General features: G+C 59.4%; 22 protein-coding genes. 18 read left to right on the top strand and 4 right to left on the bottom strand.

Annotated elements, in window-relative coordinates; all coding sequences use genetic code 11:
• The first annotated feature begins 32 nt into the window (after nucleotides 1–32).
• The 8 genes from CRO62_RS19040 to CRO62_RS19005 all read left to right on the top strand — a co-directional run bounded on the left by CRO62_RS19040 (nucleotide 33) and on the right by CRO62_RS19005 (nucleotide 7,932).
• Nucleotides 33–1,565, top strand: a complete 1,533-nt coding sequence (locus tag CRO62_RS19040) for a di-heme oxidoredictase family protein (protein WP_097101214.1) — start codon at nucleotides 33–35, stop codon at nucleotides 1,563–1,565.
• Entirely contained in the window at nucleotides 1,565–2,686 is a 1,122-nt protein-coding gene (locus CRO62_RS19035; protein WP_097101212.1) for an imelysin family protein, read from the top strand. The genes CRO62_RS19040 and CRO62_RS19035 overlap by 1 nt, the downstream gene beginning before the upstream one ends.
• 4 nt (nucleotides 2,687–2,690) lie before the next feature.
• Complete coding sequence (locus CRO62_RS19030) at nucleotides 2,691–3,785, top strand: DUF1513 domain-containing protein (RefSeq protein ID WP_097103134.1); 1,095 nt, start codon at nucleotides 2,691–2,693, stop codon at nucleotides 3,783–3,785.
• 51 nt (nucleotides 3,786–3,836) lie between these two features.
• On the top strand, nucleotides 3,837–4,289 hold the full coding sequence (locus CRO62_RS19025; protein WP_013635337.1) for a TspO/MBR family protein: 453 nt from the start codon (nucleotides 3,837–3,839) through the stop codon (nucleotides 4,287–4,289).
• A 79-nt stretch (nucleotides 4,290–4,368) separates the two neighbouring features.
• Nucleotides 4,369–4,818 carry a PaaI family thioesterase gene (locus tag CRO62_RS19020; protein ID WP_003514669.1) on the top strand — a complete coding sequence of 150 codons (450 nt, stop codon included), beginning with the start codon at nucleotides 4,369–4,371 and terminating at the stop codon, nucleotides 4,816–4,818.
• Nucleotides 4,815–5,453 (top strand): 5'-methylthioadenosine/S-adenosylhomocysteine nucleosidase, encoded by a 639-nt coding sequence (locus CRO62_RS19015; RefSeq protein WP_097101210.1) that lies wholly within the window; start codon nucleotides 4,815–4,817, stop codon nucleotides 5,451–5,453. The genes CRO62_RS19020 and CRO62_RS19015 overlap by 4 nt, the downstream gene beginning before the upstream one ends.
• Before the next feature lie 82 nt (nucleotides 5,454–5,535).
• On the top strand, nucleotides 5,536–7,113 hold the full coding sequence (gene guaA / locus CRO62_RS19010; RefSeq protein WP_097101208.1) for a glutamine-hydrolyzing GMP synthase: 1,578 nt from the start codon (nucleotides 5,536–5,538) through the stop codon (nucleotides 7,111–7,113).
• A 102-nt stretch (nucleotides 7,114–7,215) separates the two neighbouring features.
• On the top strand, nucleotides 7,216–7,932 hold the full coding sequence (locus CRO62_RS19005; RefSeq protein WP_097101207.1) for a 2'-5' RNA ligase family protein: 717 nt from the start codon (nucleotides 7,216–7,218) through the stop codon (nucleotides 7,930–7,932).
• 60 nt (nucleotides 7,933–7,992) lie between these two features.
• Here CRO62_RS19005 and CRO62_RS27240 read toward each other — a convergent pair whose 3' ends face one another.
• Nucleotides 7,993–8,160 (bottom strand): hypothetical protein, encoded by a 168-nt coding sequence (locus tag CRO62_RS27240; protein WP_003503889.1) that lies wholly within the window; start codon nucleotides 8,158–8,160, stop codon nucleotides 7,993–7,995.
• 211 nt (nucleotides 8,161–8,371) lie between these two features.
• On the opposite strand from CRO62_RS27240, the gene CRO62_RS18995 reads away from it, so the two are divergent.
• From CRO62_RS18995 to CRO62_RS18985, 3 genes are all read left to right on the top strand, one after another.
• Complete coding sequence (locus CRO62_RS18995) at nucleotides 8,372–8,719, top strand: ArsC family reductase (protein ID WP_097103132.1); 348 nt, start codon at nucleotides 8,372–8,374, stop codon at nucleotides 8,717–8,719.
• Nucleotides 8,720–8,731: 12 nt separating this feature from the next.
• Nucleotides 8,732–9,208 (top strand): Cys-tRNA(Pro) deacylase, encoded by a 477-nt coding sequence (gene ybaK, locus CRO62_RS18990; RefSeq protein WP_097101203.1) that lies wholly within the window; start codon nucleotides 8,732–8,734, stop codon nucleotides 9,206–9,208.
• 87 nt (nucleotides 9,209–9,295) lie between these two features.
• A complete protein-coding gene (locus tag CRO62_RS18985) occupies nucleotides 9,296–10,534 on the top strand; it encodes an aminopeptidase (protein WP_097101201.1) in 1,239 nt (412 codons plus the stop codon).
• A 7-nt stretch (nucleotides 10,535–10,541) separates the two neighbouring features.
• Here the strand turns inward: CRO62_RS18985 and CRO62_RS18980 are convergent, their stop codons facing one another.
• The gene (locus tag CRO62_RS18980) at nucleotides 10,542–11,408 is read right to left on the bottom strand and encodes an EamA family transporter (RefSeq protein ID WP_097101199.1); all 867 of its coding nucleotides are present in this window, start codon (nucleotides 11,406–11,408) and stop codon (nucleotides 10,542–10,544) included.
• Nucleotides 11,409–11,489: 81 nt separating this feature from the next.
• Here CRO62_RS18980 and CRO62_RS18975 point away from each other — a divergent pair, with 81 nt between their 5' ends.
• The 3 genes from CRO62_RS18975 (at nucleotide 11,490) to CRO62_RS18965 (ending at nucleotide 14,069) form a co-directional block, all read left to right on the top strand.
• On the top strand, nucleotides 11,490–11,990 hold the full coding sequence (locus tag CRO62_RS18975) for a MarR family winged helix-turn-helix transcriptional regulator (protein WP_097101197.1): 501 nt from the start codon (nucleotides 11,490–11,492) through the stop codon (nucleotides 11,988–11,990).
• Between the two features lie 114 nt (nucleotides 11,991–12,104).
• On the top strand, nucleotides 12,105–12,812 hold the full coding sequence (locus CRO62_RS18970; protein WP_097101195.1) for a FadR/GntR family transcriptional regulator: 708 nt from the start codon (nucleotides 12,105–12,107) through the stop codon (nucleotides 12,810–12,812).
• 54 nt (nucleotides 12,813–12,866) lie between these two features.
• Nucleotides 12,867–14,069: a mandelate racemase/muconate lactonizing enzyme family protein gene (locus tag CRO62_RS18965; RefSeq protein ID WP_097101193.1), complete on the top strand. Its 1,203-nt coding sequence runs from the start codon at nucleotides 12,867–12,869 to the stop codon at nucleotides 14,067–14,069.
• Here CRO62_RS18965 and xseA read toward each other — a convergent pair whose 3' ends face one another.
• Entirely contained in the window at nucleotides 14,070–15,674 is a 1,605-nt protein-coding gene (gene xseA / locus CRO62_RS18960; protein ID WP_097101190.1) for an exodeoxyribonuclease VII large subunit, read from the bottom strand.
• Between the two features lie 191 nt (nucleotides 15,675–15,865).
• Here xseA and CRO62_RS18955 point away from each other — a divergent pair, with 191 nt between their 5' ends.
• Together CRO62_RS18955 and CRO62_RS18950 are read left to right on the top strand one after the other, a co-directional pair.
• On the top strand, nucleotides 15,866–16,108 hold the full coding sequence (locus CRO62_RS18955; RefSeq protein ID WP_003514644.1) for a hypothetical protein: 243 nt from the start codon (nucleotides 15,866–15,868) through the stop codon (nucleotides 16,106–16,108).
• Nucleotides 16,109–16,119: 11 nt separating this feature from the next.
• Nucleotides 16,120–16,491 (top strand): hypothetical protein, encoded by a 372-nt coding sequence (locus tag CRO62_RS18950; protein WP_065688403.1) that lies wholly within the window; start codon nucleotides 16,120–16,122, stop codon nucleotides 16,489–16,491.
• Here the strand turns inward: CRO62_RS18950 and CRO62_RS18945 are convergent.
• The gene (locus CRO62_RS18945) at nucleotides 16,488–17,471 is read right to left on the bottom strand and encodes a Gfo/Idh/MocA family protein (protein ID WP_097101187.1); all 984 of its coding nucleotides are present in this window, start codon (nucleotides 17,469–17,471) and stop codon (nucleotides 16,488–16,490) included. The genes CRO62_RS18950 and CRO62_RS18945 overlap by 4 nt on opposite strands.
• Before the next feature lie 180 nt (nucleotides 17,472–17,651).
• On the opposite strand from CRO62_RS18945, the gene CRO62_RS18940 reads away from it, so the two are divergent.
• Complete coding sequence (locus tag CRO62_RS18940; protein ID WP_097101185.1) at nucleotides 17,652–18,212, top strand: cysteine hydrolase family protein; 561 nt, start codon at nucleotides 17,652–17,654, stop codon at nucleotides 18,210–18,212.
• Nucleotides 18,212–19,195, top strand: coding sequence for a GlxA family transcriptional regulator (locus CRO62_RS18935; protein WP_097101183.1), 984 nt, complete (start codon nucleotides 18,212–18,214; stop codon nucleotides 19,193–19,195). The genes CRO62_RS18940 and CRO62_RS18935 overlap by 1 nt, the downstream gene beginning before the upstream one ends.
• Nucleotides 19,196–19,305: the final 110 nt, after the last annotated feature.

Here is a 19,305-nt window from a genome sequence, read left to right as displayed (position 1 = left end):
CGGGCCGCAGATCGCTGCGGCCCGCCATTCCCATGCTTTCCATGAAGTCATCGCTGCCGCGGATCCGCAAGCCGTTCTTCTTCGCCGGGGCAGCCTGCCTTGTGGCATCGATGGTGCTTGCCGCGCCGCTTCGAGACGATCTGACGGAAAAAGACCGAAGCCGCGTTCAGGCTGTCACCGCGCCGACGATGGATTTTACCAGGCCGGAGCCCTTCGAGGCTATGTCCGGCGGGGCAACGACCAGCACCAACAAAGCCGATAGCGGCGCGTTTTCGCATCCATCCGCAACAATGCCGTTCGAGCGAAAACAGGATTTCAAGCTCGGAAATGCGCTGTTCCAGAAGCTCTGGGTGTCTTCCCCCTCCTCCACGCAAGCCTCGGACGGGTTGGGGCCGCTCTATAACGCCCGATCCTGCCAGGCCTGCCATGTGAAGGACGGCAGAGGCCGACCGCCACGTGCCGGCGAAGATGCCGTCTCCCTGTTTCTGCGGCTGGCCCGGCCTGCCCGCAACGAGGCGGAACGGGCAGCGATTGCGCGCCACGAGGTGTTGAATTTTCCCGACGAGACCTATGGCCGGCAGCTTCAGAACCTTGCCATTCCCGGCCTCGCCGCAGAGGGCAAACCTGTCGTCACCTATATCGAAAAGCCCGTGCGGCTGGCCGACGGCGAGGTGGTGATGCTGCGCAAGCCAGACTATGCCGTGGCAGGCCTGCACTATGGCCCCCTGGGCGTCGATACGACTTTGTCGGCGCGGATTGCCATGCCAACCCTTGGGCTTGGGCTGATCGAGGCCATTGCCGATGCCGATATTCAGGCCGGCGCCGATCCGGATGACAAAAATGGCGACGGCATTTCCGGGCGCCCTGCTTTTGTACGGGATCACCGGACCGGCGAAGTGAAGCTCGGCCGATTTGGCTGGAAAGCCCAGAACGCCAGCGTCCGCGACCAGAGCGCCAGCGCGTTCTCCCACGATATCGGCATTTCCACGCCGGATGCACAAAACGCCTATGGCGATTGCACAGACGTTCAGAAAGACTGTCTTGCCATGCCGACCGGCGTGCAGCCACGGCTTGGGCCAGTGGAAGCGCCGGACCCCATCCTCGATCTCGTGACCTTTTACGCCGAAAACCTCGCAGTGCCGCAGCGCCGCGATGTGGGTGATCCCACCGTGTTGCGGGGAAAGCAGCTTTTCTACGCATCCGGCTGCACATCCTGCCATACACCGAAATTCGTCACCCGCCGTGACGCTGCAGACCCCATGCAGTCTTTCCAGCTGATCTGGCCCTATTCGGATTTTCTGCTGCACGACATGGGAGAGGAGCTTGCCGACGGCCAGCAGGTGGGCGAAGCAAGCGGGCAGGAATGGCGAAGCCAGCCGCTCTGGGGTATCGGTCTGACGCAAAGCGTGAATGGCAACGGCTTTTACCTGCATGACGGGCGGGCGCGCAGCCTGACAGAAGCGATATTATGGCACGGCGGCGAAGCGCAAAAAGCGCGCGATGCCTTTGCCGACTTGCAAAAATCCGACCGGCAGGCTTTGCTGGCTTTTCTGGAGTCCCTTTGATGAAAAATGCCATGCGAAAAATACCCGGTCTCATCTCCGTGCTGCTGCTTTTGGGCATGCGGCCCGCAATGGCGCAGGATGTGGAGCTGATGCCGCCGCCACCGCTCGACCCCGTACAGGTGCGGGGCGTGATGGAAAAAGCGGTGAACGGTTTCATCCGTCCCGGCTATGACCACTTCCGGCAATCGGCAGAGAAGCTGGAAGGCAGCATGAAGGCGTTCTGCGCCGCCCCTTCCAAAACGACGGATGAGGCGGCCAAAGCGGCCTTTGCCGATACGGTCTCCAGCTGGTCAACCATCGAGATCGTTCGGGTCGGTCCGGTGATCGAGAACAACCGCTTCGAACGTGTGCTCTATTACCCAGACAAGAAGGGTCTTGGCCTGAAACAGGTACAGCGTTACCTTGCGGAAAAGGACGAAAGCGTCACCAGCGCCGAGAGCCTGAAGGGCAAGAGTGTCGCAGCGCAGGGGCTCGGCGCGCTGGAATTCGTGCTCTATGGCACCGGTGCGGGTGACCTGTTCGACAAGAAGGCCGATTTCCGTTGCCGTTATGGCGCAGCGATTGCCGGCAACGTTGCCAATGTGGCGGCGGAGCTTTCCGACAGCTGGAACGCACCTGATGGAGCGCAGAAAAACTGGACGCAGCCCGGCGCGGATAATCCCGTCTTTCGCGATGAGCGTGAGGCGCTGGTTGCCCTGCTTGGCATTCTCGTGCACGGCGCCGAAGCAATCCGCGACCAGCGCATAGAGACATTCTACAAGGGGCCGGACAAGGCGAAGTTTCCCCGCACGGCGATCTACTGGCGGTCCGGCCTGACGTGGAAAAGCATTGCCGCAAACATCAAGGCCGTTCAGACCCTGCTGCACACGGCGAATATGGTCGAACTCGTGCCACCCGACCAGCGCTCCATCGTCAACTCCATCGATTTCATCGCCAAATCGATGATCCGCATTGCCGGAACGATTGATGCCAACGTGGAAAAGGCGCTTGATGACGATCAGCAACGCGCCAAGGTGGATTACCTGCTGCTGAACGGCAAAGACCTGATCTACCGCCTCAACGACCAGTATGGCGGCGCAATCGGTCTCAGCTCCGGCTTTTCCTTCGCCGACGGAGACTGAGGCGGTGATATCAGGCAAAAAGCCGACGCTGATAGACCGGCGCAGCTTCATCAAGGCGGCGGGCATTCCGTTCCTTGCGACGCTCGCTCCCGGCTCGCTGCATGCGCTCGAACGCGCCGACGCTGTCTTCGCTTCCGCTTTTCGCGCCCATGACGGTTCCTACGGCATTGCGACTGTGAGCGAACGCGGCGAGATTATCGACCGTGTTGCGCTTCCAGCCCGCGCCCATGGAATGGCAACGAGCCATGCGACCGGCGTGACAGTGGCCTTTGCGCGCCGGCCCGGCACCTTCTTCATGGCCTTTGACCCCGCGCGACGCCGCGAACCTGTCGTGATGCACACGCCGGAAAATCGCCACTTCTACGGCCACGGACAATTTTCTCCCGACGGTGCGATCCTCTACGTCAGCGAAAACGACTTCGATGGCAATCGCGGTGTTATCGGGCTTTACGATGCCCGCGACGGATTTGTCCGCATTGGTGAATACGACGCCCACGGCATTGGCACCCATGACATGACCGTGAGCGACGATGGCAGGCTGATCGTCATCGCCAATGGCGGCATCGAGACCCACCCGGATTTCGGCCGAACCAAACTCAATGTCGACAGCATGCAGCCGTCGCTCGTGCTTCTGGACGCCGCCAGCGGCCAGTTGATCCAGAAACATGCGATGCCAGACCAGTTGCGACAGCTTTCCACCCGCCATGTCGATCTCGGCGATGACGGGCGTGTCTGGTTCGCCTGCCAATATGAGGGACCGCGCAACGATCTTCCGCCGCTTGTCGGCCATTTCTCGAAGGGCGAGGACCTTGCCTTCGTCGATCTACCAGAGCAAACGACGGTGCGCCTTGCCAATTATGTCGGTGCCATCGCCGTCAACCGACGCGATGGCCTGGTGGGCCTGACCTCACCCAATGGCAACGCGGCCGTGACGCTGGATGCGAAAACCGGGCGTGTCGTAGCAGAGACGACCGTGCGGGAGGCTGCGGGCGTTGCCCCCGCCACAAAGGGCATTGCGGTTTCTTCCTATGACGGATTTTTCGAGGCTATTCGCAGCGACGTGGCGTGGGACCAGCATATCGTGCGTATTTCAGGCTAAAATACTGAAAATGCACCGGAACAAAAAAGACCAAAAAGCATTTGAGGCGTCATGAAAAACCTGTCCGTGTATATCATTTTCGTGGTTGTGGTTGTTGCGCTGGGTGCGCTCATCGGCATCAACAACGTGCCGGGCGAATGGTACCAGTCGCTTCAGAAGCCGCCCTTCAACCCGCCCAACTGGATATTCGGACCCGTTTGGACAACGCTCTACGTGATGATCGGTATTACAGGCGCGCGAACTTGGATCGTGAGACCAGCGGGCACGCGCATGCGTCTCTGGTTCACGCAGCTGGTGCTGAATTTCCTGTGGTCGCCCATCTTTTTCGGCATGCAAAGCCCGACGGGCGCGTTGGTCATCATCGTGCCGATGCTGATCTGCATTCTGGCTTTCATTGCGCTCACCTATAGTCGCGACCGCATCTCCATGTGGCTTTTCGTGCCCTACGCACTTTGGGTCGCCTTTGCCACGCTGCTGAACGCCAGCATCGCCGTGCTGAACTAATTGCTCCTGCGGCACTTGCCTTGCCCGCCGCCACACGCCATGTCAGTTTGCGGTGAGGACAAAAGCAGGCAGGTAAGCCATGGAGATCACGGATCCCGGCGATTTTCGTCAGCGGATAGAAAGAAGCTTTGCGCGGCAGGGTGTGGTGCAGGCAATCGGTGCGCAGATAAGCCGCATCGAACACCGTCTGGTGGAAATCGAGCTGCCCTTTCATGAAAAGCTGACACAGCAGCACGGCATATTGCATGCCGGTGTCATTGCCGCAGGCCTGGATACCGCCTGCACCTATGCCGCCTATACGATCATAGAGCCGGAAGCCTCGCTGCTGACAATCGAGTTTAAGGTCAACCTCATGTCGCCGGGGCGCGGCGAGCGGTTCCTGTTTCGTGGCGAAATCATCAAGCCGGGCAACAACCTGATCGTGGCCGATGGCCGCGCTTACGCCCTTTCGGACGGGCCTGCGAAGCTGATCGCCTCCATGACAGGCACGATGATGGTGGTGAAGGGCCGCGAGGATATTACCGGATGAGCTACCGGCTTTTGCATGTTGCAGACAAATCCATACTTTTCGTCATGGCGGCTTCCGCCGAATACGGCCCCCACCTGCAGGCGCGCATCGCGCCCTTGATGACCGGCGTCGGCCCAGTCGAGGCAGCGATTTCGGTCACGGCAATTCTTGCCGGTCTCGATGCGGCGGACCATCTGCCTGACCTTGTCGTTTCGCTCGGCTCCGCCGGCTCGCGGACGCTCGACCAGACGGGCATCTATCAGGCGATTTCTGTTGCCTATCGCGACATGGATGCCTCGGCCTTCGGTTTTGAAAAGGGCCGCACGCCGTTTCTCGATCTGCCGGCCGAGGTGGCCTTGTCTCTGCGCATACCCGATATTGCCGAGGCGCGGCTTTCCACGGGCGCCAATGTCGTCTCTGGTGCCACTTATGGGTCGATCGATGCCGATATGGTGGAAATGGAAACCTATGCCGTGCTCCGGGCCTGCCAGCGCTTCGACGTGCCGCTCATCGGCCTGCGCGGTATTTCCGATGGCAGGGAAGATGTGAACCATGTGGACGACTGGACGGAATACCTGCATATCATCGATGAAAAGCTCGCAGACGCCGTCGACAGGCTTTGCCACGCCATCGAAGACGGTGCGATCACCCTTTGAACCTCGCGATTTCCGCAAATTTCCGGCGTTTGACGCCCGCTTCCGGGTTGCCTAAAGCCGCCATTTTCTTTAAAGGCTCGCCATGACCCAGATAGCCCATCCCGACAGCATTCTCATCATCGATTTCGGCAGCCAGGTGACGCAGCTGATTGCGCGCCGCATCCGCGAAGCCGGGGTCTATTGCGAAATCCACCCGTTTCAGAATGCCGCAGAGGCGTTTGAGAAGCTCCAGCCCAAGGGCGTGATCTTCTCCGGCGGCCCCGCATCTGTCACGGCGGAAGGCAGCCCGCGCGCTCCGCAGGCGGTGTTCGACAGCAAGGTTCCGATCCTCGGCATCTGCTACGGCCAGCAGACGCTCTGCACCCAGCTCGGCGGCGTTGTCGAGGGCGGTCACGCGGCGGAATTCGGCCGCGCCGATATCGACATCAAAAAGGCAAGCCCTCTGTTCGACGGTTTCTGGGAACAGGGCAAGAGCTATCCCGTCTGGATGAGCCACGGCGACCGCGTGACGAAACTGCCGGAAGGTTTCGAGGTTATCGCAACCTCCGAGAACGCACCCTTCGCCATAGCTGCCGACGAGACACGCCACTATTACACCACCATGTTCCACCCGGAAGTGGTGCATACGCCAGATGGCGGCAAGCTGCTCTCCAACTTCGTGCACAAGATCGTCGGTCTCAAATCCGATTGGACGATGGCAGCCTATCGTGCCGAGATGATCCGCAAGATCCGCGATCAGGTCGGCACCGGGCGCGTGCTCTGCGCACTCTCCGGCGGCGTCGATTCCTCGGTTGCGGCGATCCTCATCCATGAGGCGATCGGTGACCAGCTGACCTGCGTTTACGTTGATCATGGCCTGATGCGACTTGGCGAAAGCGAGCAGGTCGTCGGCATGTTCCGCGATCATTACAATATTCCGCTGGTACATGTGGATGCCGCAGACATGTTCCTGGGCCAGCTTTCGGGCGTCTCCGACCCGGAAGTGAAGCGCAAGACCATCGGCCGTTTGTTCATCGAGGTCTTCGAGGCGGAAGCTGCCAAGATCGCAGCAGACGGCAAGGGTGCTCCGAATTTCCTGGCGCAGGGCACGCTTTACCCTGACGTCATCGAGAGCGTTTCCTTCTCTGGCGGTCCTTCCGTCACCATCAAGAGCCACCACAATGTCGGTGGCCTTCCCGAGCGCATGAACATGCAGCTGGTGGAGCCTCTGCGCGAACTCTTCAAGGACGAGGTGCGTGCGCTTGGCCGTGAACTCGGCCTGCCGGAAAGCTTCATCGGCCGCCATCCCTTCCCCGGCCCGGGTCTGGCGATCCGCTGCCCCGGTGCGATCACCCGCGAGAAGCTCGATATTCTGCGCAAGGCAGATGCGATCTATCTCGACGAAATCCGCAAGGCGGGTCTTTACGACACCATCTGGCAGGCCTTCGCAGTGCTCCTGCCGGTGCAGACCGTGGGCGTCATGGGTGACTACCGCACCTATGACTTCGTCTGTGCGCTCCGCGCCGTGACCTCCGTGGATGGCATGACGGCGGATTTCTACCCCTACGACATGAATTTCCTCGGCCGCGCCGCGACCCGCATCATCAACGAAGTCCGCGGCATCAACCGTGTCGTCTATGACGTGACGAGCAAGCCGCCCGGCACGATCGAGTGGGAATAAACGAAGGCGGAGCAATTCCGCCTTTGTTCCTCTTTTGTTCTTTATTTTATCACCGCACAATGATAGGTTTCCGGCCTTGGTATAAGGCTGTGGAGCATCGTCATGGAGTGCGAGTTGGCGGACGAAAGAGCCTTAAGGCAGCTTTGTTTTGATGGGTTGGAGCCGCAGAAAATACGGCGCATCAATCCGCGCTTTCGAAACAAGCTCCTGCTACTGCTGAAGCCACCACGGCAATTGGCGGAAAGAATTTTTGTCGATGCGTCGCATCATGCCATGGGTCGGACAACGCGCGAGGCATATCCGGCCGAGCTTCTGCACATAACCCTGCTGTGTTTGGGATGTTTCGAGACAATCCCTCACGGACTGACAAGCAGGCTGAAGGCGGCAATGGGTGCGGTAAGCGCGCGGCCTGTTCCAGTCACCCTGGACGGAAGCGCGCTTTTCGGCAATCGCAACAGTCTGGTACTGCGAAACGGTGGTGATCTGCCGGAGATCAACGCTCTGGTGAAGCTGCTGCAACGGGCGCTTCGACAGGCGAACCTTCCCTATATCGCGGCACCATCTTTCACGCCGCATATCACGATGATTTATGGCTGCGGGAAGATAGAGCCGATGCCAGCCGGAAAGCCTTATAGCTGGCTTGCGGGTAATTTCGAGCTTGTTTTCAGCCACAATGGCGAAACGCGACATGAGTCTCTTGGACGCTTCGCACTTTCCGCAAAAGCGGATCGTTATGAGCCGCTCGAAAGCCAGCTGCATTTACCGGATAAACTGATCGGTCCGAGAAAACGGCCTAACCGAAAGCAGGCGGAACGCTAAGGCCCGCCAACATATACGCACGAGCGAGGCGATGTCGCCTCGCTGCAAACGATAATCAGCTTAGAGCTGAACCTTGTCGAAAGCCTTGCCGTCGATGCCAAGCGCTTCGAGGTCGGCGCGGGCCGGCTTGCGATGCGCGCGAACAGCGGCCGAAACCGAAAGTGCGGCACCGAGAACGGCGAAAGTTTCGCCAAAGAAGTTACGCGATGTCTTTGCAACCTGACGCATTTTTCTCTCCATCTTTGATGCCCAGATAATGGGCATTTTCGGCCTCTGCTACAACTCATGATGTAGCAGGGAAGCCATGCAGCTTTGCTCGCGCTCGTTTGGATGTCAGACACTGCATTTTTGCATGGCTTGAATCCCGTGCTTCAGGCTGCGGGTTGAATACGGCGCATTATTTGTTATGCCGGAAGTTCAAGACAAAGAGGCAGGCAACATGACGGTCACCATTTACGGCATCAAGAACTGCGACACGATGAAAAAAGCCAGAAGCTGGCTGGAAGCCAACGGTGTCGACTATTCTTTCCATGACTACAAGACGGCCGGCATCGACCAGGCCCATCTCGAAACATGGTGCGATGCCGCGGGCTGGGAAACGGTTCTGAACCGGGCTGGCACCACCTTCAAAAAACTGGACGATACACAGAAAGCCGATCTTACCCGTGAAAAGGCCATTGGCCTGATGCTGGAGCAGCCCTCCATGATCAAGCGACCGGTTCTGGAGGCCAAGGCGACGATAACCGTCGGCTTCAAGCCGGAAACCTATCAGTCCCTCTTTGCGTGAGCGCAAGCCGCCATGTCCAAGACAACCCGCGCTACACAGATGCTGACCAAGGCCGGTGTGAACTTCACCACAGTTACCTATGACTACGACCCGAATGCCGACCGGATCGGCCTGCAGGCGGCCGAAGCTATCGGCGAGCCGCCACATCTGGTTCTTAAAACACTGATGGCTGAGCTGGATGGCAAGCCGGTCTGCGTCGTCGTCCCATCCGACCGGGAAGTGAGCATGAAGAAGCTCGCCGCCGCCTTCGGGGGCAAATCCGCAAGCATGATGAAGCCCGCCGATGCAGAGCGGGCAACCGGTTATCATGTGGGCGGCATCAGCCCTTTTGGACAGAAGAAACAGGTTCCGACCGCCATAGAGGCTGAGGCCATGACACATTCCTATGTCTACATGAATGGCGGCCAGCGCGGTTTGCAGGTGAGGCTTTCCCCCGGCGACGCGCAGGCAGCGCTGAAAGCCGTTGTCGCACCTTTGGTGGCCGATTGACGTCTGAACACAGCTTTGAAAGCATTTGGCTTTCGAAGCGAATGGGCTATGGTCGGCGCCTCCGATTGAAATATACGAAGGCAGATCATGACTGTTTCCCCCATCGATCCCGTCAAACTCGAGAAACTGGCTGAAGTCGCCATTAAGGTCGGCCTGCAATTGCAGAAGGATCAGGATCTGGTGATCACCGCTCCGCTGGCGGCGTTGCCGCTGGTGCGGTTTTTGACCAAACACGCCTATCTTGCCGGCGGTGGGCTGGTCACCACCTTCTATTCCGACGAAGAAACCACGCTTTCCCGCTACCGCCACGCCAGCGACGCCAATTTCGACCGGGCTTCCGGCTGGCTCTATGACGGCATGGCCAAGGCCTATGCCAATGGCGCGGCGCGGCTGGCGATTGCGGGTGACAACCCGATGCTGCTGGCCGAACAGGATCCCGCCAAGGTGGCGCGCGCCAACAAGGCCAATTCCACGGCCTATAAGCCGGCGCTTGAGAAGATTTCCAACTTCGACATCAACTGGAACATTATCTCCTATCCAAACCCGTCCTGGGCAAAACAGGTCTTTCCCGGTGTGACGGAAGACGAAGCGGTTCGCAAGCTCGCGGACGCCATCTTCGCCGCTTCGCGGGTGGATCTTGCCGATCCGGTTGCGGCATGGGCGGAGCATAACGCCAATCTCGCCAAGCGTTCCGCATGGCTGAACGGTGAACATTTCTCGTCGCTGCATTTCACCGGTCCCGGCACGGACGTGAAAATCGGCCTGGCGGACGGCCACGAATGGCATGGGGGCGCCTCCACCGCCAAGAACGGTGTCACCTGCAACCCGAACATTCCGACGGAAGAAGTGTTCACCACACCGCATGCGCTGCGCGTGGACGGTTACGTGTCCAGCACCAAGCCGCTTTCACATCAGGGAACGCTGATCGACGATATCCAGGTGAAATTCGAAGGCGGCCGCATCGTGGAAGCCAAGGCTTCGAAGGGCGAAGCCGTGCTGAACAAGGTGCTCGATACCGACGAGGGTGCGCGGCGTCTGGGTGAAGTGGCGCTGGTGCCGCATTCCTCGCCGATTTCGGCAAGTGGCATCCTGTTCTACAACACGCTGTTCGACGAAAACGCCTCCTGCCACATTGCGCTCGGCCAATGCTATTCGAAATGCTTCGTTGATGGCGCTTCGCTGTCTCAGGATCAGATCAAGGCGCAGGGCGGCAATTCGAGCCTGATTCACATCGACTGGATGATCGGTTCCGACAAGGTGGATATCGATGGCGTGAAGCCGGATGGCTCCACGGTTCCAGTGATGCGCAAGGGCGAATGGGCCTGATAAAGAGCTATTTCGGCATCTGGCTCCGCTGACTGAGCCAGATGCTGAAAAGCACCGCAACGAACCCGACGATTTGCACTGGCGTGAGGCTTTGGCCGAGCGCCAGCCAGCCAAGCAGGGTCGCAACGACGGGGCTTAGGAAACCGAGCGAGGCTGCAGCCGAGGGTTCGATGCGGGCGAGACCCCGGAACCACAGAAAATAGGTCAAGGCGGCACCAATAATGCCGAGATAGGCCATGCCGAGAATATTGGCCGCGGTCGGTGCAGGTAGGGCCGGTTCCAGGAAATATGCGACCGGCAGAAGCAGAATGCCTCCAGCCGTCAATTGCCAGGCCGTAAAGGTGAGGTTCGACACCGGCGGTCGCCATTTGCGGGTGAGCACGGTTCCAAAGGCCATTGATACGGCGCCTGCAAGACCCGCAGCCACGCCGACGGCATCCAGCGCGGCAGCACCCGGCGCCAAAACCAGAAGTGCGACGCCGACAATACCCAGAAGACCAGCGACAATGGCCAGCGGCCGGACCGGCGCGGCGAGAAACAGCCGCGAAAGGCCGATGACGATCAGGGGTTGGACCGCACCCACAGTCGCGGCTACACCACCCGGCAGCCGGTAAGCCGAAACGAAAAGCATCGCCCAGAAAAACGAGAAATTCAGCGCACCTAGAATAAGGCTGCGTGGCCACCAAATGCCCTCCGGTAGTTTTCTGACCAGAAGCAAGAGCAATACGCCGGCCGGCAAGGCGCGCAGCATCGCAACATGGAATGGATATCCATGCGGCAGGAATTCGGTGGTGACGAAGTAGGTCGTTCCCCAGATGGCGGGGGCAAGTGCGGTCACCAGCACATCGGCGGCATAGGTGGTATTTTTCTTCATTTCAAGAATCTCTATATCAAGATAAATATAGTCTAGTCAATTTTATCTTGACGTCAAGATATCATTTGTTATGCCTTGGAGATGAACAAAGAACCGCTCGATCACGTCGATCACATTCTGGCGCAATGGCGCAAGGAGAGGCCCGATCTCGATGTCGCGCCCATGGGGCTGCTTGGGCGCTTGAAACGGCTAACCACGCATCTCGGTCGCGAGGTGGAGGCGGTGCTGCTGAAACACGGCCTCTCCTCTTCCGCTTTTGATGTGCTGGCGACATTGCGGCGCGCGGGCGCACCCTACCGGCTTTCGCCCGGTGATCTGCTGGCTATGACAATGGTAAGCTCCGGCACAATGACCAACCGGATCGACCAACTGGAAAAAGCCGGTCTGGTGGAGCGCATCCACAACCCGCAGGATCGTCGCAGCGTGTTGATATCATTGACGGAGCGGGGATTTGCCATTGTCGAGGACGCGGTCAGCGCCCATGTCGAGAACCAGCAACGGCTGGTCGCACAGCTTAGCGAAGAAGAGCGCACGGCGCTGAACAAGCTTGTGAAGCGGTTCCTCCAGGGGTTTGAAGCTTAGGTTTCCCACAACGCGGACAGGAACCAGCAATCGCGCAGGTGATGGCGCTTGTTTCGGCGATAAAAATCCTATAAGCAATTTTCCATAAACCTGTCCTACAGGTTGGAGGAAAGATTGTATAAGCCCATTTCGCATGAAACCGACCTCGTCAGCAGCGCGATTGGCGCAATCACGCGCCACATTCGCGAAAACGAACTTGCCCCCGGAGCGAAGCTGCCGAGCGAGCTTTCGCTCTCGCAGCAGCTCGGTGTCTCGCGGACCGTTGTTCGCGAGGCTTTCCGGTCCCTGTCGGCCATGCGGCTGATCGATGTCAGCGTCGGCAAGCGCGCTACGGTGGCGACGCTGGATCATGGCGCGATGTCGCTGATGTTCGAACATGGCATTCACACCGAGCAGATCAACATCCAGCAGATTTACGACGTACGTCGCACTATCGAAGTCAGAACCGTGACGTTGGCGGCGCTGCGGCGAACGGATGCGGAGGCGCTCACCATTCTCGACCACGCCAACAATATGGAGCGGGACTTCGGCAATAGTGACACGGTCATGGAACACGACCTTGCCTTTCACCTTGCCGTTGCCAGAGCCTCCAAGAACCCGGTTTTCGAACTCATTCTCGGCGCCTTTCAGAATGTGACGCGCCAGACATGGCCGATCGGCTGGAAGAGCCGCAAATCCGACGCGCAGCGTCATGCCGCGACTGAACTTCATATCGCCATCGGACAGGCCATTGCCGCGGGCGACCCGCAAACGGCCTCAACACTTATGGCGCGGCATTTCGATGAAAGCGTGCATGCGCTTCTGGCCGCCGGCATCGCCTGATTTTTCAAACGCAGTTCCAGATCGAAAACTGCCTGCCTCTGGAGGAGACACTTCATGAAAATTACGAAACTCGAAACCGTCCGCGTGGCGGAACGGGCAAACCTGCTCTGGGTTCTGGTCCACACTGATGAGGGCATTACCGGACTTGGTGAAACCTTCTACGGCGCCGAGACGGTTGAAACCTATGTGCACGAATATATCGCACCCCGCGTGATCGGCCGCGATCCGCTGCAGATCGACCTTCTGGCACAGGACCTCGTCGGTTATCTCGGCTTCCGTTCATCGGGGGCGGAAGTACGCGGCAATTCGGCCTTCGATATCGCGCTTTGGGATATTTTCGGCAAGGCCACCAACCAGCCTATTGCGCAATTGCTTGGCGGCTTCAGCCGCAGGGAAATCCGCACCTACAATACCTGCGCGGGCACGGAATATATCAAGAAGGCGACCGGCCAGCAGACGGCCAATTACGGCCTGTCCGGCGGCAAGGATTATGACGACCTGAACGGCTTCCTGCACCGGGCGGACGAGCTTGCCCATTCGCTGCTGGAAGACGGCATCACGGCCATGAAGATCTGGCCTTTCGATGCGGCGGCGGAAAAGACGCGCGGCCAATATATCTCGATGCCTGACCTGAAAAGCGCACTCGAGCCTTTCGAGAAAATCCGCAAGGCAGTCGGCGACAAGATGGATATCATGGTGGAGTTTCACTCCATGTGGCAGCTTCTGCCCGCCATGCAGATTGCCAAGGCGCTCACCCCTTACCAGACCTTCTGGCACGAAGATCCGATCAAGATGGACAGCCTTTCCAGCCTGACGCGTTATGCCGCCGTTTCACCCGCGCCGATTTCCGCATCGGAGACGCTCTGCTCGCGCTGGGCTTTCCGAGATCTCCTGGAAACTGGCGCTGCCGGTGTGGTGATGCTTGACATCAGCTGGTGTGGTGGACTTTCCGAAGCGCGTAAGATCGCTTCCATGGCCGAAGCCTGGCATCTGCCGGTCGCGCCGCATGATTGCACCGGCCCGGTGGTGCTCTGCGCCTCCACGCATCTGTCGCTCAACGCACCGAATGCGCTGGTTCAGGAAAGCGTGCGTGCTTTCTACAAGACGTGGTACCGCGATCTCGTTACCGCATTGCCGGAAGTTAAAAACGGCATGATCACCGTGCCGCCGGGTGCCGGCCTTGGCATGGAGCTGCATCCCGACATTGAAAAGACCTTCACCGTCAGCCGCCGTTTTTCAGATGCGGCGTCGATCTGATCAGAACAGACTGCCCTGATTTCCCGGGTCGGAAGAGGCCGGTTTCACCGGCTTCTTTTTGGGAGCGGCAGGCGTGGGAACGTCAGATGATGGAGTAGCCTCGCCTGTCGTCAGGGCGGCCACGCGGCCGTCGGCGAACTCCATCGACACCACAGCACCGGACGCGATGGCGGAAGCGCGGGTCAGCGGCCGGTTCTCCTCGTCGCGGATGACAGCATAACCGCGGTTCAACACATTCTTGTAGGACAGCGACTGCAGGATGCGGTCATGGGCAGCAAGGCCCGAACGGTTCTGCACCATGCGGTGAAGCACGGCGGTGTCGGCACGTCGCGTTGCGGTGACGACCCGTTCCTTCTGCCGCTCCAACTGGCCGAGCAAGCGGGCGGGCAGCGAACGCAGCGCGGAATCGGTCGAGGAAATTCTCGACTGCGCCTGCAACAGGCGGCGCTCCACAAGCGCCTCGGCCCTCTGCATGCGTTCCGTAACACGCTGGCGATGCTGCCGCAGGCCATTCAGCAGGATTTCCGGCCTCAGACCCGAAGCAGAGCGTTCGAACGCGCGGCGCTTGTTCAGCGTCGTCATCTCAAGCCCGCGACCCAAACCGCTTGCGGCCTCATCGAAACGACGGCGCGGCAGAGCCAGAAGCTGGTCAAGCGATGGCAGTGCACGCACCAGCGCACGCACGCCCTGTCGGCGATTGTCCATTTGGCGTGATACCGAGCCGGAAAGGCGCGCTGCAAGGCCGGAGAGCTGCGCCTCCAGTTCCGCACGCACCGGCACGGCCATTTCGGCGGCACCCGTCGGTGTGGGCGCGCGCACGTCGGCGGCGTAGTCGATCAGGGTCGTATCCGTCTCATGCCCCACGGCGGAAATCAGCGGGATTTCGCTCTCGGCAGCGGCGCGCACGACGATTTCGTCGTTGAAGCTCCAGAGATCTTCCAGACTGCCGCCGCCACGGGCGACGATCAGCACGTCGGGGCGTGCAATCTCACCGCCGGGCTGAAGCGCATTGAAACCGCGAATGGCGTTCGCCACTTCCTCACCCGAGCCCTCGCCCTGCACCTTGACCGGCCAGACGACGACATGGACCGGAAAGCGATCCGAAATGCGGTGGAGAATATCGCGAATGACTGCGCCCGTGGGCGATGTGACAACGCCGATGACACGCGGCATGAACGGCAGGCGGCGTTTGCGTTCCGCATCGAACAGCCCTTCCGCCGCCAGACGTCGGCGGCGGTCCTCCAGCAAAGCCATCAGCGCGCCCGCGCCGGCCGGTTCGAGGCTTTCTATGACGATCTGATATTTCGAGGAGCCGGGAAAGGTGGTGACCTTGCCGGTGGCGATGACCTCCATGCCTTCTTCCGGGCGGAACTTCAGCCGCGAGAAAGTACCCTTCCAGATAACCGCATCGATGCGGGCGCGATCGTCCTTCAGGGAGAAATAGGCGTGACCCGAAGAATGCGGACCCCGGTAGCCGGAAATCTCGCCGCGCACCCTCACCTGATCGAAAGCCGTCTCCACCGTTCGCTTGATGGAACCCGACAGTTCGGAAACCGAGAACTCGGCAAGATTGCTCAATGCGGCATTGGAGAAAATATCGCTCATGCCCGTTTGTAACCAAAACCCGTCGATTCGGAAATGCCGGCACTGGCCGGCTCTATTTTTAACGGCGATGAAACCATATCCTCAACTAACGAGTTAGGAAAATGGGTGAGGGAGGAGAAAACAAGGGTTCGTTAGGGAAGAGGACGCTACGTCTTATCCCAGACCCGGCAACCAAAGAGGAGGCGGCATTCATGATTTTTCTTACCGCCACATTGCTCGGCGTAACCGCAGTTGCGTTGCGTTCGGTATTCAGCATCATTTTCATCTGCCTGATGGTTATCGGCGCCTATGGTGTCGCAATGGCGATTTCTGCAACCGCCGTGCCGCTGATGTCGCTGCTCTTGGCGCTTGCCGGTTATAATTTCGGCGTTGTGAGTGTGGTCATCGGCCTTCTCGTGCTGCAACGTCCGCGTTCCACCCAGCCGACGCTTTAAAGCACACGGCCTTGCGGCTTCGCCACTTCGCCCTGACCGAGGTTTACGGACTGGCTGTAGACCTTTCCATCTCTTTTCTGCTGATCTTTTATATCGGCATCGACCCGCTTGCCGCCCGTCTTCCGGGCGCTTTGGCAGGGCTTGCGACGAGTTGGAGGCTAAACCATTCGAATGGCGATGGCCCCAATGAGCTGAACGGCTTTCTGATGAACGCCGTCACGCTTATCTCCCGCATGGTTGGCGTCGGGCTGTTTGCCCTGCTGCAATGGCGCAATCCACTGGTGCAGCCGCTGGTCCCGCTTGCCTTTTCGGCACTCGCGGCACTGGTGCTGGCGCTTTACGGCTACAGACGGCTTCAAAAGCAGCGTGCGGATCGGGATTAAACCGTCTCCCAACCGTCCTTTTCCGCCGCACGGTAGATGGCATCGATGAAAAGCTGGTTGTTCCTCGAGCTTTCCAGGGTGACGACCTCGCCCTCACCTTTCACCGCGCGGGCAAAGGCCTCTGCCTCCAGCTTGTACTGACGACTGTCCTGAAACCGGAAGACTTGCGACTGGTTATGGCCCTGGTTGGTCAACTCGATTTCCTCCGCACCCCAGCGATTGGCGTTGAAGGGAGATTTGATCTCGATGTACCCGTCCGTGCCGTGGAAAACCATCATCTGGCGGGCGGCAAGCTGAGTCGCCAGATAAAAGCTCAGTTCGAAGCCGCCGAAATCAGCCCTGACGCTGGAATAGATATCGGTGCCGAATTCCTTATCACGCTCGACGCTCGCCTGTACGCGCTTCGGCTCGGCACCTGTGGCAAAACGGGTGACGATGGTCGGGTAGACGCCGATATCCGGCAAGGCACCGCCGCCAAGTTCGGGAATATTGCGCATATTGCAGGGATCGCGGTTGAAGTAGCTGAAAGCGCCCTGCACATGCTTCAGCGTTCCGATTGCACCTGATGCCAGCAATTCCTTCACCTTGGCCCAAACAGGAGAATAGGTGACCATGAAGGCCTCCGACACGACAACGCCGTTGTCATCCCTCGCTGCGATGATGGCGTCGATCTCTTCAGCCTTGAGTGCAATCGGCTTTTCACACAGAACGTGTTTGCCGGCATTGGCAGCTTTTATGGTCCATTCCACATGTTGCGAGGTGGGAAGCGGAATATAGACGGTATCGATCACATCGGACGCAAGCATTTCCTCATAGGAGCCGAAGGCATGCGGGACGGAAAAACGGTCTGCAACCGCGCGCGCCTTGGCATGATCGCGGCTGGCGATGGCGTTGACCACACAGTTCCGCGCATCCTGTATCGCCGGAATGACGTGATCCTGAGCGATTTTCGCCGTTGAAATTATTCCGAAGCGCAGCATTTCATTCTCCCACTCTGTAGTTCCCGAAAACTTACCATCGTCGCGCCGCCTGGCAAGTCGCGCGAGACGTAACTGCAAAAGCTATGGCCGGATTCGTCCTTCCTTTGTCGGTTTCCATGCTTTTATCCAGCCTTTCAAAGGTGAATTATGCTATGCATGAACCCAATGGAGAATCATGAAATGTCCTCTTCTCACACGGCACTCCTTGTCATCGACGTTCAGGAATCCTTCCGGCACACCCCCTATTTCCAAGAAAGCGAACTTCCCGCCTATCTGGAAAAACAGCAGGCACTGATCGACGGCGCCGAGGCGTCGGGCATTCCCGTCGTGCAAATCTTTCATGTCGATGGCGACCGAGCCTTTGCAGAGGAGAGCGGCTATATTCGCGCACTCGAGGGTGTGCGCATTACCCCTGACGTCACCTTTCGCAAGAACCGCCACTCGGCTTTCGCCGGCACCGGCCTCGATATCTGGCTGACGCAAAAGGGTATCAACCGGCTGATCGTATCCGGCATCCGCACCGAACAGTGCTGCGAAACGACCACCCGGCATGCATCGGACCTCGGTTACAAAGTCGATTACGTCACCGAGGCGACGCTTACCTTTCCAATGACGCACGCCTCGGGCACCGTGTTCAGCCCTGATGATATTCGCACCCGAACCGAGTTGGTGCTGGCCGGTCGCTTTGCGCGCATCGTGACCGTCGGCGACGTTCTCGAAACGGTACGAAAGGCCGCCTAATGGACAATGGCGGCACGCGCATCATTCCCTTTTATACGCTTGTGCCGCCACACGCGTTGTTGCTCGACATTGCCGGCCCGTTGGAGGTGATCCGTTATGCCAACGCGGAACAGCGGGACATCCATTTCGACTGCCGCTACATCGCGGAACATGACCAGCAGCAATCCTCCATCGGCCTTGGGCTTTGCGGGCTGGAGGCCTTGCCCGCAACCCTGCCGGACAATGCTTTCCTGCTGATTTCCGGCAGCATCTCCCGCTTCGACAACGCGCCGGAGATGCGACGGGAGCGGCAGGCGCTGGTGGCATGGTTGCGCCGCGCAGTGCGCGCGGACACCACAGTCATTTCCATTTGCTCCGGCGCACTGCTTGCGGGCGAAGCCGGACTTTTCGACGGGCGGAACTGTACGACACATGCGGATTGCGTCGAAGCGCTGCGCCGCACCGCACCGCTGTCGCAGGTGGCCGAAAACCGCCTTTTTGTGGAGGATGGCAACCGCTTCTCCAGTGCCGGTATTTCCACCGGCACCGACCTCATGCTGCATGTCGTTTCCCGACTGACATCGCCTGCGGTCGCGGCGCGCATTGCCAAAAACATGGTCGTTTATCTCAGGCGCAGCGGCAATGATCCGCAAATCTCCCCCTGGCTTACCGGCCGCAACCACATTCACCCCGCCATTCACCGGGTGCAGGACCGGGTGATGACTGAGCCGGCTCAGGACTGGTCGCTGGAACGGCTGGCCGATATTGCCGCACTCAGCGAGAGGCACCTGTCCCGCCTGTTTCGCGAGCATACCGGCATCAGCGTCATCGACTACGTCAACCTGATGCGGGTCAATCTTGCCCGCGACATCCTTGCAAACAGCCGTCTGGATATGGAGACCATTGCGGAGCGGGCGGGCTTTGCCTCCGCCCGGCATTTGCGGCGCGTGTGGCAACAGCACAATCGCCTCCCGCCCAGCCACTATCGCGGCTTTCAGGCCTGATCTCACCCGCTTTTGCCCGTTGCCTGATGAATGCCATCAAAGGAATTGAATGGTTATGCCGGCAAGCAGTTGATAACCTTGCCGCCAAAGACAGCAACAGGAGCATTCCC

The organism is Rhizobium sp. AN6A (assembly GCF_900215635.1).
GTDB lineage: Bacteria > Pseudomonadota > Alphaproteobacteria > Rhizobiales > Rhizobiaceae > Agrobacterium > Agrobacterium tumefaciens.
The sequence above is the reverse complement of the archived record's forward strand: the minus strand, read 5'-3'. Positions and strand labels throughout refer to the sequence as shown.

What these genes read in the sequence shown, in the direction of transcription:
- CRO62_RS19040 (WP_097101214.1), top strand. Translation starts at nt 33, where the DNA reads ATGCTTTCCATGAAGTCATCGCTGCCGCGGATCCGCAAGCCGTTCTTC.
- CRO62_RS19035 (WP_097101212.1), top strand. Translation starts at nt 1,565, where the DNA reads ATGAAAAATGCCATGCGAAAAATACCCGGTCTCATCTCCGTGCTGCTG.
- CRO62_RS19025 (WP_013635337.1), top strand. Translation starts at nt 3,837, where the DNA reads ATGAAAAACCTGTCCGTGTATATCATTTTCGTGGTTGTGGTTGTTGCG.
- CRO62_RS19020 (WP_003514669.1), top strand. Translation starts at nt 4,369, where the DNA reads ATGGAGATCACGGATCCCGGCGATTTTCGTCAGCGGATAGAAAGAAGC.
- CRO62_RS19015 (WP_097101210.1), top strand. Translation starts at nt 4,815, where the DNA reads ATGAGCTACCGGCTTTTGCATGTTGCAGACAAATCCATACTTTTCGTC.
- guaA (WP_097101208.1), top strand. Translation starts at nt 5,536, where the DNA reads ATGACCCAGATAGCCCATCCCGACAGCATTCTCATCATCGATTTCGGC.
- CRO62_RS19005 (WP_097101207.1), top strand. Translation starts at nt 7,216, where the DNA reads ATGGAGTGCGAGTTGGCGGACGAAAGAGCCTTAAGGCAGCTTTGTTTT.
- CRO62_RS27240 (WP_003503889.1), bottom strand. Translation starts at nt 8,160, where the DNA reads ATGCGTCAGGTTGCAAAGACATCGCGTAACTTCTTTGGCGAAACTTTC.
- CRO62_RS18995 (WP_097103132.1), top strand. Translation starts at nt 8,372, where the DNA reads ATGACGGTCACCATTTACGGCATCAAGAACTGCGACACGATGAAAAAA.
- ybaK (WP_097101203.1), top strand. Translation starts at nt 8,732, where the DNA reads ATGTCCAAGACAACCCGCGCTACACAGATGCTGACCAAGGCCGGTGTG.
- CRO62_RS18985 (WP_097101201.1), top strand. Translation starts at nt 9,296, where the DNA reads ATGACTGTTTCCCCCATCGATCCCGTCAAACTCGAGAAACTGGCTGAA.
- CRO62_RS18980 (WP_097101199.1), bottom strand. Translation starts at nt 11,408, where the DNA reads ATGAAGAAAAATACCACCTATGCCGCCGATGTGCTGGTGACCGCACTT.
- CRO62_RS18975 (WP_097101197.1), top strand. Translation starts at nt 11,490, where the DNA reads ATGAACAAAGAACCGCTCGATCACGTCGATCACATTCTGGCGCAATGG.
- CRO62_RS18965 (WP_097101193.1), top strand. Translation starts at nt 12,867, where the DNA reads ATGAAAATTACGAAACTCGAAACCGTCCGCGTGGCGGAACGGGCAAAC.
- xseA (WP_097101190.1), bottom strand. Translation starts at nt 15,674, where the DNA reads ATGAGCGATATTTTCTCCAATGCCGCATTGAGCAATCTTGCCGAGTTC.
- CRO62_RS18955 (WP_003514644.1), top strand. Translation starts at nt 15,866, where the DNA reads ATGATTTTTCTTACCGCCACATTGCTCGGCGTAACCGCAGTTGCGTTG.
- CRO62_RS18945 (WP_097101187.1), bottom strand. Translation starts at nt 17,471, where the DNA reads ATGCTGCGCTTCGGAATAATTTCAACGGCGAAAATCGCTCAGGATCAC.
- CRO62_RS18940 (WP_097101185.1), top strand. Translation starts at nt 17,652, where the DNA reads ATGTCCTCTTCTCACACGGCACTCCTTGTCATCGACGTTCAGGAATCC.
- CRO62_RS18935 (WP_097101183.1), top strand. Translation starts at nt 18,212, where the DNA reads ATGGACAATGGCGGCACGCGCATCATTCCCTTTTATACGCTTGTGCCG.